Here is a 13,864-nt window from a genome sequence, read left to right on the forward strand (position 1 = left end):
CCGCAATTTGCGGGACTTTTTTTTTTGGATTTTTTTTATGTACTGAGAAGTCAGGAGACTTCGCAGAGCGGGTTGACTTCGTCGAATCTTCGATTTCGCGCACCAGCGGTTATTTTATTCTCTTTTATAAATTAAGAGATATCCAGTATTTTCATTTATCACTAATGAGTCATTTTGCATAAACTTAATTTCCTTTTTAATGGGTTTTTGATAGTAAAATCCGTCTTTAGATTTTTTTGAAATTACTTTGTATTTTTTAAGCGATTTTAAATGTTTGTCATTTGGAGAAATTCTCATTCTTAACCGAAGGTTATTTTCATTAATTTCCCAAAATCCAGATTCAGATTCTTTTCCTTTTAAGTAATTAATATATTCACCATTTTCTCCAAGAAACATATCAGGCCTTTGTATTTTTTCAATTCCACTTAACCCCAAAGATTTCATTTGAGGAGAGAGTTTAAACTTTCTTTCCGTAATAATTTTTCCAGTTGTATCAATCATGTTTATGAAATTCCATTTCCCAATTATTTCATTTTTTGTAATTTCTTGCGATGAAATGTTTAGTGTTACCAAAAATAATAAAACTCCTATTATGTTTTTCATATTCAGTTTTTTAATTGTTGCCAATATGTTATATGGAAAATAAACTTCATGTTTTTCAGTTTGTAAACCAATCTTATCTTTTTATTTCTTGCGAAGTCAGGAGACTTCGAAGAGCGGGGTCTTCATCACTCAAACTTATGACATATTTTTAAATCCCCCAAAAAATAGGCGGCAAATTTCAATTTAAACAGCTGACAGTTAATTACTTACTTTTTGAAATAAATAAATTATTGAGGTGGAAAACCCTCAAAATTTCGCACACAAAAAAACGCCTGTGAAGCAAACCTCACAGGCGTTTATTTGTTTTAATGCTTATTGCGGTCAACTGCAATAGAAAAACTCAGACTTATATAATCGTTGACTGTCCCAAATGCATATTTGTAAAATTCAGATTGGAATCGTCCGGGTTGTTAATGTAATCCTCAATAAAATCACCCACTTTAGAAGTCGTGATATTATCAAATTTAGTATTCAAATCCGGTGTTGTAATGTTGAGTTGCAAAGATTTTTCAACCGCCGTTCGTATCAATTCAGCCTCTTTAAAAAGCTCAAAATGATCCAGCATCATCGCAGCAGATAAGATCGACGCAATTGGATTTGCGATCCCTTTACCTTCCGCTTGTGGATACGAGCCATGGATGGGCTCAAACATCGAATGCACGTCACCAACAGACGCTGACGCCAACAAGCCTATAGAACCTCCAATAACACTCGCTTCGTCGCTAATCACGTCTCCAAACAAGTTCTCGGTTAGGATCACGTCAAACTGTGTGGGGTTCAAAATCATTTGCATGGCGGCATTGTCCACAAACAAGAAATCCAATTCAATTTCTGGATATTCCTTCGCGAGTTCACCAACGACTTTACGCCATAATCGCGACGTTTCTAGCACATTTGCTTTGTCAATCAAAGTCACTTTTTGGCGTCTTGATTTGGCTGCAACAAAAGCCAAATGCGCAATGCGTTCTATTTCATAGCGTGAGTACTCACACAAATCAGAAGCCGTGTTTCCATCGGCACTGAGTTTCTTTTCACCAAAATAAATACCTCCCGTTAACTCTCTGTAAATACTGATATCCGTTCCTTGAATTCTGTCTTTCTTCAGAGGCGATTTGTTCAGCAAAGTATCGTATGCTTTCACCGGTCTTACATTTGCGTATAAGCCCAATTCTTTACGAAGTTTTAGAAGTCCCTGTTCCGGGCGTACTTTTGCCGTAGGATCATTGTCGTACTTTGGATGTCCAATCGCACCAAATAAGATGGAGTCGTTGGCTTTACAAATATCCAGTGTGCTTTCTGGAAGCGGATCACCAACGAGGTCAATAGCCATGGCACCCACGGGCGCAGGGGTAAATTTAAAATTGTGATCAAAGTTGACCGCAATGGCTTTCAATACTTTTACAGCTTGTTCCGTCACTTCCGGTCCAATACCATCTCCTGATAATACAGCGATTTTTAAGTTCATATCAATAGGTTTTTTGAAGCTCAAAAGCTTCGATAAGTTCTTTTTTACTTAATAAATAATCAATGTCATCATAGCCATTAATCATACATGTTTTTTTGTAAGGATCAATCTCAAAACCTTCGCTTAAGTCGGTTCCTTTGATGCTGATGGTTTGTGTTTCTAAATTGACTTCAAACTGAGTGTTTGCATCGGTTTCAATCGCTGCAAAGAGTTGGCTTAAAAACCCTTCAGAAACTTGAACGGGTAACAAGCCATTATTTAAAGCATTTCCTTTAAAAATATCCGCAAAAAAACTGGATACAATGACTTTGAATCCAAAGCCAACAAGGGCCCAAGCGGCATGTTCACGACTGGAGCCACAGCCAAAATTATCGCCTGCAATGAGAATACTTCCAGAGTAAATGGGGTTGTTTAGTGTGAATTCTGCATTCGAATTTCCGAGTTTGTCAAAACGCCAATCTCTAAATACATTGTCTCCAAATCCTTTTTTATTTGTTGCTTTTAAAAAACGTGCAGGGATGATTTGATCGGTATCTACATTTGCAATGTTTAATGGAATTGCTTGTGCAGTGTGTGTGGTAAATTTTTCCATTAATTTAATTGTTTTGTGATGTCTATAATTTTTCCTTCAATCGCGGTTGCGGCAGCCACTAAGGGGCTTGCCAAAATGGTTCTTGACCCTTGACCTTGACGTCCTTCAAAATTTCGATTCGAGGTGGAAACGCAATATTCGTTTTGTGGAATTTTATCGTCATTCATTGCCAAACAGGCAGAACATCCGGGCTGTCTCAATTCAAAACCAGCGTCGTTAAAAATGTCTTTCAATCCTTCGGCAATAATTTGAGTTTCGACTTGCTTGCTACCAGGAACCAACCATGCCGTGACATTATCGGCTTTTCGTTTGCCTTTGATATAATCGGCAGCCACTCTAAAATCTTCAATTCTTGAATTCGTACAACTTCCAATAAATACAAAATTTATAGGCGTATCAATCAGTGATTTGCCTGCTTCAAAATTCATATACTCTAATGATTTCTTAAAAGAAGGATCGTTTACAACCGGAATTGTTTCCGAAATTTTTATGCCCATTCCTGGGTTGGTACCGTAAGTCACCATCGGTTCAATATCCTCCGCATCAAAATAATATTCTTTATCAAATGCCGCGCCCTCATCTGTTGGAAGTGTTTTCCAATAGGCAACTTTGGCGTCAAAAGCGGCGTCTTTAGGAGCAAACTCACGGTCTTTAACATAGTCAAAAGTAGTCTCGTCTGGTGCAATCATTCCACCTCGAGCGCCCATTTCAATACTCATATTACAGACGGTCATCCGACCTTCCATACTCATATTTTCAAAGACATCTCCAGCATATTCACAAAAATAACCAGTTCCAGAGTTGGTACCCAATTTAGAAATGATATATAAGATGACATCTTTTGAAAGCACGCCATTTTTAAGTGTACCATTGACGGTGACACGTAAGCTTTTTGGTTTGGATAACAACAAACATTGACTTGCAAACACTTGTGCCACCTGACTGGTTCCAATCCCAAAAGCGATGGTTCCAAAAGCGCCGTGTGTGGAAGTGTGACTGTCGCCACAAACCATGGTCATCCCCGGTTGGGTGATGCCCAATTCAGGTGCCATCACATGAACAATGCCATTGTATTTATGGCCTAATTCGTAAAGCGTAATATTATTGTCTTTGCAGTTTTCAGACAGCTGTGCGAGTTGTTTTCTCGATAGCTCATCTTTGATTGGCAAGTGCTGGTCCAAGGTTGGTGTGTTGTGATCGGCCGTTGCTACAATCTGATTCGGTCTAAACACAGGAATGTCTCTTTCAACCAATTCATTAAACGCTTGTGGACTGGTCACTTCGTGTATCAAGTGCTTGTCTATGTATAAAACTTGGGGGCCGTCTTGAACTGTATCAACGACGTGAGCGTCCCAAACTTTATCAAATAAGGTTTTTTTCATAACTATAAGGATTCTATTTATTTGTAAATCTTACTAGTTTCTATAATTTGATGAATATCAGAATCGATCACTTCTTTTTTGGTATCTGCAAAAGTTAAGAATTCTGCATATACAATATCCAATTCAAGTTTTGTGAGTTCAAAACCAACGTTTTTAGCTCGGTAAGCCAAGGCTGCACGACCACTTCTGGCGGTAAGTACAATAGCGGATTCGGTCACTCCAACATCTTTAGGATCGATGATTTCATAAGTCTCACGATTTTTAATCACCCCATCTTGATGGATTCCAGAACTGTGCGCAAACGCATTGGCGCCTACAATGGCTTTGTTTGGTTGGGTATAAATTCCCATGCTTTCGGATACCAATTGACTGATGCCGTATAACATCGTCGTGTTAATATTGGTGTCTAAGTTTAAATACGGATGCTGTTTCAAAATCATGACCACTTCTTCCAAAGCCGTATTTCCAGCACGCTCTCCAATACCATTGATCGTACATTCTATTTGTCGGGCACCGTTAATGATTCCTTCGATAGAATTGGCAGTAGCCAGTCCTAAATCGTTATGACAATGACAAGAGATAATCGCCTTGTCAATTCCTTTTACATTTTCTTTTAGATACTTGATTTTAGCTCCATATTCCTGTGGTAAACAATAGCCTGTGGTATCTGGAATATTTAAGACCGTTGCACCCGCTTTGATCACGGCTTCACACACGCGAGCCAAATATTCGTTGTCGGTACGTCCAGCATCTTCCGCATAAAACTCAACATCTTCTACAAAAGATTTAGCATAAGAAACGGCTCTTACGGCACGTTCAATAATCGCCTCTTTATTTGATTTGAATTTATGAATAATATGAGAATCTGAAGTCCCAATACCTGTATGGATTCTAGGTTTTTTCGCATATTTAAGCGCTTCAGCAGCCACTTTAATATCGTTTTCTACCGACCGTGTCAATCCACAAACAGTGGCGTTTTTAACGATTTTCGAAATTTCTTCGACCGATTTAAAGTCTCCTGGGCTTGAAACCGGAAACCCTGCTTCAATAACGTCAACCCCTAATAAATCGAGTTGTTTGGCGATAATTATTTTCTGCGGTGTATTGAGCTTACAGCCAGGCACTTGCTCGCCATCGCGAAGTGTTGTGTCAAAGATTTGGATTTGTGTGTCAGACATTTATTAGAATATATTTTTGTATTGTACTACGAATTTATATTTTGGTTCTTTCAAATGAGGCGTTGATCACATTCTATTACGATGTATAACTCCACAATATGTCAATTAAGCAGCTAATATACAACAATATGTGTCAATATTTATACTATGACTAAAGAGCAAAAAGATAATTTATTTGTGCTAATAAAGTCGTTGTCCAAATCTGAGAAAAGACAATTTAAGCTTTACGTCGGCCGTTTAGGCGTAAATGAGGATTCTAAATTTTTATTGCTCTTTACGGTTTTACAGAAACTAAAAGTCTATAATGAAGTCGCGATTTTGAACCATGGCTTTGTGAAAAAAGAGCAATTATCAAATTTAAAAGCGCATTTGTATAAGCAGATATTAATCAGTTTACGATTAAATCCATCCCATCAAAACATCAGAATTCAGATTCGAGAGCAATTGGATTTCGCCACTATTTTATACCACAAAGGGCTTTATACACAAAGTTTAAAAATACTGGACAAAGCCAAGTCTTTGGCGATTGCAAATGAAGAAAAAAACATTGCCTACGAAATCATTGAATTGGAAAAAGTGATTGAAGGCCAATACATCACTCGAAGTATTAGTAATAGGGCTGATGAATTAACAATTCAGGCCAAAGAGTTAAGTCAACAAAATTTATTGGCGAGTAAGCTGTCTAATTTATCACTTCAATTGTATGGCGTATTTCTAAAAACGGGTTTTGTAAAACAAGCCTCCGAACACGAAAAAATCACTAAATATTTTAACGATCGATTGCCCGTATATAAAATTTCTGAGCTTGGATTTAGAGAAAAATTATGGCTCTACAAGTCTTATCTATGGTACAGTTTTCTTATTCAAGATTTTTTAGGCTGTTATAAATATTCAAAAAAATGGGTGAATCTTTTCCATGAACACTCAGGGATGATTAAGCTAAATCCTGTTTTTTTCCTGAACGGCTATCAAAATTTATTAGAAGCCTTGTTTTTTATAAAACAACACGATAAGTTCAAGCAAACACTCACAAGTTTGATTGAAGTTACCAATGAAGATTGGTTTCCAAAAGACGATAATGTTCAGAGTCTTACCTTTTTGTATGTGGGCTCCAATAAGTTTAATGCACATTTTATGGAAGGCACTTTTAAAGAAGGACTTCACTTAATCCCCGAAGTTTTAGAGGGAATTCGCAAACATAAAACACGGATTGACGAACACCACGTCATGGTCTTTTATTATAAAATTGCGAGTTTGTATTTTGGAATTGGAGAGCATCAAAAATGCATTGATTTTTTAGATAAAATTATCAGCAATAAATCCCTTCAAATGCGTGAAGATCTGTTGTGTTTTTCTCGAATTTTAAATCTGGTGGCGCATTACGAAGCTGGTTTGGATTATAATTTGGAGGTACTCATTAAAAGTACCTACAAGTTTTTGATTAAAATGGAAGATTTGTATTTAGTACAGAAAGAGATGATCACGTTTTTAAAGAAATTAGGAGACATCTATCCGCAAGAAATAAAAGCCGCATTTAAGGAGTTACATGCCAAACTTAAGGTGTTTGAAGACGATCCTTATGAAAAACGTGCCTTTTTATACTTGGATGTTTTATCGTGGCTTGAAAGTAGAATAGAAAATAAATCGGTAGAATCCATTATTAGACGAAAATTTTTATCTTTAAATAAAAATAATTAATATTTACCGAAAATAATTTGGTTATTACAATTTTATTATTGAATATTTGCACCAACAAAGTTCAATAGCTTACTGAGATGTTATCAAGAAAGGTGGAGGGATTAGACCCGCTGAAGCCTTAGCAACCCTTTATTCATAAAGAAGGTGCTAAATTCTACTTGATTTTTGATTCATTTATCAAAAATTAGATAGATAACTTAAACCTAATTACAGTTCTGTAATTAGAATTTCTTTATAACATTTTTCTAATAAGTACACTTTTCACAAAGTGCATTTGGCTTTTGGTTTAATTAATGTATTAACTCAAAAAAACTAGAAAAATGAGTACTCAAAAATTCGCAACCCAAGCGTTGCACGCCGGACACAATGTGTCAGAAAATGGAGGCACAAGAGCCGTTCCAATTTATCAATCGACTGCGTATGTATTTAACAGCTCAGACCATGCTGCTAATTTATTTGCATTGGCAGAACCAGGGAATATTTATACACGTATAAATAACCCTACAAACGATATTCTAGAGCAGCGTTTAGCAGCTTTGGAAGGCGGTATTGCCGCAGTGGTGACTGCCTCAGGAACAGCAGCCATTGCAACCAGTTTGTTGACCTTACTCAAAGCCGGCGACCATATTGTAGCGTCGAGCAGTTTATACGGAGGGACCTACAATTTATTAAGTGTCACACTTCCACGACATGGAATTACCACTACTTTTGTAGATCCATCGAATCCAGAAAATTTTAAAACCGCTGCACAAGAAAATACACGCGCCTTTTTTATTGAATCTCTTGGAAATCCAAAACTAGATGTTTTAGATATCGAAGCAATTTCTAAAGAAGCGAAAGCTTATAAAGTCCCTTTAATTGTGGACAATACAGTGGCAACTCCTTACTTATTAAATCCGATCGCTTATGGGGCGAATATCGTAATTCAATCCCTTACAAAGTACATCAATGGAAATGGAACCGCTTTGGGTGGTGCAATCATTGATGCAGGAACCTTTGATTGGGGCAGTGGAAAATTCCCCGAATTTACAGAGCCTTCTGCAGGATACCACGGACTCGTTTATAACGAGGTCATTGGTGCAGCCTCTTTTATTGCTAAAGTGAGAATTGAAGGATTAAGAGATTACGGTGCAGCCTTAAGCCCTTTTAATGCATTTCAAATTATTCAAGGATTAGAAACCCTAGAAATCAGAATTCAGAAGCACAGTCAAAATGCGCTAGAACTCGCCCAATGGTTACAAAAACAAGAAGATGTGGAATGGGTCAATTATCCAGGATTGGAATCAAGTCCTTATAAAGCATTAGCCGATAAATATTTACCAAACGGTCAAAGTGGTATTGTGACTTTCGGAGTCAAAGGAGGCTTTGAAGCGGCTAAAACCATTGCAGATACCACCAAGTTGTTTTCGTTATTAGCGAACATTGGGGATACAAAATCACTCATTATACATCCAGCAAGTACAACGCATCAACAATTAGACGATGCCGCACAAGAAACAACGGGTGTTACTAAAGATTTAATTCGTTTATCTGTTGGACTTGAAAATATCGATGATTTGAAATCGGATTTGATAGAAGCGTTTAAAGTCGTTAAAACTGTTTTTGCATAATTTATTTAGGACTCCCCAATGAGTACACTACAAAATATAAATTTTAATTATACAACCAAATCTGGTAAGACGACTGCAATAGCGTTGTCTTACCAGCTATTTGGAAAGCCCTTACATGAGGCGCCTATTGTGATGATCAATCATGCACTCACGGGCAATTCCAATGTCACAGGGGAAGGTGGGTGGTGGAACCCAATTGTGGGACCAAATAAAGTCATAGACACCAATGCGTTTACGGTATTGGCGTTTAACATTCCAGGAAATGGGCACGATCAACTGCCAAGCAGTTTGATTGAAAACTATAAAGATTTTACCGCCCGCGATATCGCTGAAATTTTTGCAATTGCTCTGGAGCATTTAAAAATCAAACAGCTTTTTGCCGTCATAGGAGGTTCCGTAGGAGGTGGATTGGCATGGGAGCTTGCAGCCCTTAAGCCAGCTTTAATTGAACACCTTATCCCCGTGGCTTCGGATTGGAAGTCAACAGACTGGCTCATCGCAAATTGCTATATACAAGAACAACTATTAAATAATTCGTCACAGCCTTTGATCGATGCGCGTATGCACGCCATGTCGCTCTATCGAACACCAGAATCGTTTAAGGCAAAATTTGATCGCATTTTACAAAAAGAAGACAATGTATTTGCGGTTGAAAGCTGGTTAAATTACCACGGAAACGTACTCAACGATCGGTTTCAATTGGCCGCTTATAAGATGATGAATCAAGTATTAAAAACGATTGACATCACCCAAGGTAGCCGTGATTTTATTGAAGTGGCTTCAAATATAAAATCCAACATCCATATTGTGACCATCAACTCGGATTTGTTTTTTAAAGCCAAAGAAAATTGGGATACCTATGTGGATTTGAAATCACACAAAGACAATGTCTCAATATCAGAAATTCAATCGATTCACGGACATGATGCCTTTTTAATGGAATACGAACAATTAGAAACCATATTAGAGTCGGTTTTTAAACCACAAGAAGTGTACTGATATAGATAGATAAAAAAATAAAAAGTTATGACCCCTAAATATTTTGAAACCAATGCCATTCGCCAACAATTGGATCGTACCGACTACGGAGAACACTCGACGCCTTTATTTTTAACTTCCAGTTTTGTGTTTGAGGATGCAGAACACATGCGCGCATCCTTTGCTGAAGAAAACGATCAAAATATTTACAGTCGATTTTCAAATCCAAATACCTCAGAGTTTATAGATAAAGTTGTGACTATGGAAGGTGCCGAAGCAGGGTTTGCTTTTGCTTCTGGAATGGCAGCCGTTTTTTCAACCTTTGCAGCCTTGTTAAATTCAGGAGATCACATCGTGTCTTGCCAATCTGTTTTTGGTTCTACACATTCGTTGTTTACAAAGTTTTTTCCGAAATGGAACATTGAAACTTCCTATTTTAAAGTCGATCAATTAGACAGACTTGAAAGTTTGATTCAGCCTAATACCAAAGTTATTTATGCCGAAAGTCCTACAAATCCAGCAGTCGATATTTTAGATTTAGAAGCTCTGGGTAAAATCGCTAAAAAACACAATTTAATACTCATTATCGACAATTGTTTTGCATCGCCCTATTTACAAAATCCTATTAAATTTGGAGCGGATTTAGTCATCCATTCCGCCACTAAATTGATGGACGGTCAGGGAAGAGTGTTGGGAGGGATTACCGTTGGAAGTGCCGAATTGATGCATCAGATATATTTGTTTTCAAGAAATACTGGGCCAGCACTGTCTCCGTTTAATGCATGGGTGCTTTCTAAAAGTTTAGAAACCTTAGGCGTTCGTGTCGATCGTCATTGTAAGAATGCATTAAAAGTGGCCAAATTTCTGGAAAAACATCCGAATGTAAGCGTGGTGAAATATCCCTTTTTAAAGTCGCATCCGCAGTATAAAATTGCCAAAAAACAGATGCGCAAAGGCGGCAACGTCGTCTCCTTTGAAATTGTAGGAGGCATCAAAGCAGGACAAACTTTTTTGAATAAAATCAAACTGTGTTCGCTTTCTGCCAACCTAGGTGATTCCAGAACAATTGTGACACACCCTTCTTCCACAACGCACAGTAAATTGTCCGAAGAAGACCGACTCGAAGCCAGCATTACAAATGGACTCATTAGAGTTTCTGTAGGACTGGAACATCATAAAGATATCATCAGTGATTTAAATCAAGCATTGGGTTAATTACCTCCGCTAATTAGTAAATAGATAAAACAGTATAAAGTGATTATAAATAAAATTTTTAAACCCAAATCAACCCCAACAAATCAATCCGAAGGCGTTGCAGATAATGTAAAAAGGAGCCTGTTAAAAACCATCAGCTGGAGGATTATAGGCACGCTTGATACCATCTTAATCTCTTGGGCAATTACAGGCACCTTAAGCTTAGCATTCTCAATAGGATTTGTAGAGCTAGTCACCAAAATGGTGCTTTATTTTTTTCATGAACGTGCTTGGAATAAAATTAACTGGGGAAGATAACAACCGATTATGGATATAGAACAAATCAATACAGAACTTGCCACGAAGACACCGATTGAAATTGTACAATGGGCACTTATACATGGGCAATCTCCCATAGTGACCACAAATTTCAGACCCTATGAATCGGCTATTTTACATCTGGTTACTAAGGTCGATCCTGCTATTAAAGTCATTTGGTGCGATACAGGTTACAATACGTCCAGCACCTATAAACATGCGGCTGAATTGATGGAATCCTTGGCATTAAACATACAGTTATACATCCCAAAACAAACGGCAGCCCACCGCGATGTGGTGTTGGGAATTCCACAAGTTGACGATCCAAAGCATTCACTATTTACGGAACAAGTAAAACTAGAACCTTTCAAACGAGCGATGGCAGCACACCAACCCGATGTTTGGTTCACCAACCTAAGAAAAGGACAAACCGCTTTTAGGAACAGTATTGGGATCGTGTCTCGCAGTGCGGACGGCGTTTTAAAAATCAGTCCATTTTATCATTTTTCAGATAAAGATTTAGACCAATACCTTAAAGAACACAACCTGCCAAATGAATTCAATTACTTTGATCCAACCAAACAACTAGACACTAGAGAATGTGGTTTACACAACTAAAAAAAAACAAAATGAAAAATACATCCCATATTAATCCGCTCGAAAATGAAGCCATCTATATTTTTAGGGAAGTGGTTGCGCAGTTTGAAAACCCTGTGTTGCTATTTTCTGGAGGAAAAGATTCCATCACTTTAGTCCGATTGGCTCAAAAAGCCTTTTATCCATCTAAAATCCCTTTTCCATTACTTCATATTGATACAGGTCACAATTTTCCAGAAACCATTGAGTTCAGAGACCGATTGACCAAAGAATTAGGGTTGGAATTAATTGTGAGAAATGTACAAGATGCCATAGATCAGGGGAAAGTAAAAGAAGAATCCGGACGCTATTCGAGTCGGAATGTTTTACAAACCACCACACTGCTTGAAGCAATAGAAGAATTCAAATTTGATGCGTGTATAGGAGGTGCGAGACGCGATGAAGAAAAAGCCAGAGCCAAAGAACGTGTATTTTCAATTCGTGACGATTTTGGGCAGTGGGATGAAAAAAATCAACGTCCAGAACTTTTTGATATGCTCAATGGTCAAATTGAATTGGGTCAAAATGTACGGGTGTTTCCAATTTCAAATTGGACCGAACTAGACGTTTGGTCGTACATCGAACGTGAACAAATCGAAATCCCATCGATCTATTTTGCACACCTTAGAAAAACATTTATTAGAGACGGCATGATTTGGACCAACGACGATGCCATTGTTTTTAGAGATGAAGAAGAGGTCGTCCAAGAACGTCTGATCCGATTCAGAACTGTTGGAGACATGAGTTGTACGGCGGCAGTGCTGTCGGCAGCCAGTGACATCTCCTCGGTAGTTCAAGAAATCAGAGAATCCACTATTTCAGAACGCGGCGCACGAATTGACGACAAACGCTCCGAAGCCGCCATGGAAAAACGAAAACAACAGGGTTATTTTTAACCGCACCTCAAAGAATAATTAACTAGAAAATAGGACTCCTTAGGAGTTATAAATAATATATGGAAGTTTTAAAAATTGCAACAGCAGGAAGTGTCGATGACGGCAAAAGCACTCTAATCGGAAGGCTCCTGTACGACACCAAATCACTGACCAGTGATAAAATTGAAGCCATCGAAAAAACGAGCAAACAAAAAGGCTATGACTACTTAGATTTTTCGCTTGCTACGGACGGACTTGTGGCCGAAAGAGAACAAGGTATCACGATTGATGTGGCGCATATTTATTTTTCGACCGCCAATAAAAGTTACATCATTGCAGACACTCCTGGCCATGTAGAGTACACACGAAACATGATTACAGGTGCATCCACATCTCAAGCGGCCATCATTCTTATTGATGCCAGAAAAGGCGTGATTGAGCAAACCAAACGCCACTTTTTTATCAATAATTTATTGCGTGTCAAAGAAGTCGTAGTCGCAATTAATAAAATGGATTTAGTAGATTTTTCTGAAGAAACGTACAACACCATAAAATCAGATTTTCAGCAATTGTTGAAAGAACGCGATTATCAAGATCAGCGAATTACTTTCATTCCAGTCAGTGCTTTAAAAGGAGATAACATCGTTCATCACTCTGAAACGATGACTTGGTACAAAGGCGAAACGCTTTTGGAACATTTAGAAGCCCTAGACTTTAAAGACATTTACAATGTAGGAACGCCACGGTTTCCTGTACAATCTGTGATCCGTCCAAAAACAGCGGAATTTCACGACTTTAGAGGCTATGCAGGAAAAGTGTATGGTGGAGAACTCAGCATTGGCGATACGGTTTTGGCACTGCCTTCTAAAATAAAAACCAAAATCAAATCAATTTATTTTTACGATCAAGAAGTGCAAACAGCTTCCAGAAGGTCCTCGGTTACCATCACTTTAGAAGATGAAATCAATATCAGTCGGGGCGACATGATTACAAAGACCGACAATCCTCCTGTGGTTGACAAACAATTCACAGCAAAAATAGCGTGGATGGATCAGGAACCTTTAAATGTCGGAACTAAATATGTAATTCAACACGGCGTCAATAAAGTGTTGGCGAAAGTAGATCGCATTCATCATACCATCAAAACAGATTTTTCAGGTATTACTGAAGGTGTTGCCCAGTTAGATTTAAACGATATCGCCCTCGTTTCTTTCAAACTCAACAAACCTGTTTTTTACGATGCCTTTAAAAACCATAGAACCAATGGCTCTTTTATCATCATTGACCCACAAACAAATACCACTGCTGGCGCAGGATTCATTCAATAAGCAAACA

At 37.9% G+C, this 13,864-nt stretch carries 13 protein-coding genes and 1 riboswitch; of the genes, 8 read left to right on the plus strand and 5 right to left on the minus strand.

Features of this window, described 5'->3' with window-relative positions; translation table 11 throughout:
• Positions 1 to 114: 114 nt before the first annotated feature.
• The 5 genes from FORMB_RS07625 to FORMB_RS07645 all read right to left on the minus strand — a co-directional run bounded on the left by FORMB_RS07625 (position 115) and on the right by FORMB_RS07645 (position 5,220).
• Positions 115 to 603 (minus strand): hypothetical protein, encoded by a 489-nt coding sequence (locus tag FORMB_RS07625; protein ID WP_069676889.1) that lies wholly within the window; start codon positions 601 to 603, stop codon positions 115 to 117.
• Between the two features lie 346 nt (positions 604 to 949).
• Complete coding sequence (leuB, locus tag FORMB_RS07630) at positions 950 to 2,068, minus strand: 3-isopropylmalate dehydrogenase (protein ID WP_069676890.1); 1,119 nt, start codon at positions 2,066 to 2,068, stop codon at positions 950 to 952.
• Position 2,069: 1 nt separating this feature from the next.
• Positions 2,070 to 2,660, minus strand: coding sequence for a 3-isopropylmalate dehydratase small subunit (leuD, locus tag FORMB_RS07635; RefSeq protein ID WP_069676891.1), 591 nt, complete (start codon positions 2,658 to 2,660; stop codon positions 2,070 to 2,072).
• Positions 2,660 to 4,042: a 3-isopropylmalate dehydratase large subunit gene (leuC, locus tag FORMB_RS07640; protein ID WP_069676892.1), complete on the minus strand. Its 1,383-nt coding sequence runs from the start codon at positions 4,040 to 4,042 to the stop codon at positions 2,660 to 2,662. Before leuC ends, leuD begins: the two co-directional genes overlap by 1 nt.
• Before the next feature lie 17 nt (positions 4,043 to 4,059).
• Complete coding sequence (locus FORMB_RS07645; protein WP_083243934.1) at positions 4,060 to 5,220, minus strand: 2-isopropylmalate synthase; 1,161 nt, start codon at positions 5,218 to 5,220, stop codon at positions 4,060 to 4,062.
• A 147-nt stretch (positions 5,221 to 5,367) separates the two neighbouring features.
• On the opposite strand from FORMB_RS07645, the gene FORMB_RS07650 reads away from it, so the two are divergent.
• The 8 genes from FORMB_RS07650 (at position 5,368) to FORMB_RS07685 (ending at position 13,857) form a co-directional block, all read left to right on the plus strand.
• The gene (locus FORMB_RS07650; protein WP_069676893.1) at positions 5,368 to 6,918 is read left to right on the plus strand and encodes a hypothetical protein; all 1,551 of its coding nucleotides are present in this window, start codon (positions 5,368 to 5,370) and stop codon (positions 6,916 to 6,918) included.
• 77 nt (positions 6,919 to 6,995) lie between these two features.
• Positions 6,996 to 7,117: riboswitch (SAM riboswitch) on the plus strand.
• 121 nt (positions 7,118 to 7,238) lie between these two features.
• Positions 7,239 to 8,528 carry an O-acetylhomoserine aminocarboxypropyltransferase/cysteine synthase family protein gene (locus tag FORMB_RS07655; RefSeq protein ID WP_069676894.1) on the plus strand — a complete coding sequence of 430 codons (1,290 nt, stop codon included), beginning with the start codon at positions 7,239 to 7,241 and terminating at the stop codon, positions 8,526 to 8,528.
• An 18-nt stretch (positions 8,529 to 8,546) separates the two neighbouring features.
• Positions 8,547 to 9,527, plus strand: a complete 981-nt coding sequence (locus tag FORMB_RS07660) for an alpha/beta fold hydrolase (protein ID WP_069676895.1) — start codon at positions 8,547 to 8,549, stop codon at positions 9,525 to 9,527.
• A 27-nt stretch (positions 9,528 to 9,554) separates the two neighbouring features.
• The gene (locus FORMB_RS07665) at positions 9,555 to 10,721 is read left to right on the plus strand and encodes a trans-sulfuration enzyme family protein (RefSeq protein WP_069676896.1); all 1,167 of its coding nucleotides are present in this window, start codon (positions 9,555 to 9,557) and stop codon (positions 10,719 to 10,721) included.
• A gap of 54 nt (positions 10,722 to 10,775) precedes the next feature.
• Entirely contained in the window at positions 10,776 to 11,018 is a 243-nt protein-coding gene (locus tag FORMB_RS07670; protein ID WP_442856535.1) for a DUF2061 domain-containing protein, read from the plus strand.
• A 9-nt stretch (positions 11,019 to 11,027) separates the two neighbouring features.
• Positions 11,028 to 11,636, plus strand: a complete 609-nt coding sequence (locus FORMB_RS07675) for a phosphoadenosine phosphosulfate reductase domain-containing protein (RefSeq protein WP_069676898.1) — start codon at positions 11,028 to 11,030, stop codon at positions 11,634 to 11,636.
• A gap of 11 nt (positions 11,637 to 11,647) precedes the next feature.
• Positions 11,648 to 12,550, plus strand: a complete 903-nt coding sequence (cysD, locus tag FORMB_RS07680) for a sulfate adenylyltransferase subunit CysD (protein ID WP_069677933.1) — start codon at positions 11,648 to 11,650, stop codon at positions 12,548 to 12,550.
• Positions 12,551 to 12,609: 59 nt separating this feature from the next.
• A complete protein-coding gene (locus FORMB_RS07685) occupies positions 12,610 to 13,857 on the plus strand; it encodes a sulfate adenylyltransferase subunit 1 (RefSeq protein ID WP_069676899.1) in 1,248 nt (415 codons plus the stop codon).
• Positions 13,858 to 13,864: the final 7 nt, after the last annotated feature.

The organism is Formosa sp. Hel1_33_131 (assembly GCF_001735745.1).
Lineage (GTDB): Bacteria > Bacteroidota > Bacteroidia > Flavobacteriales > Flavobacteriaceae > Hel1-33-131.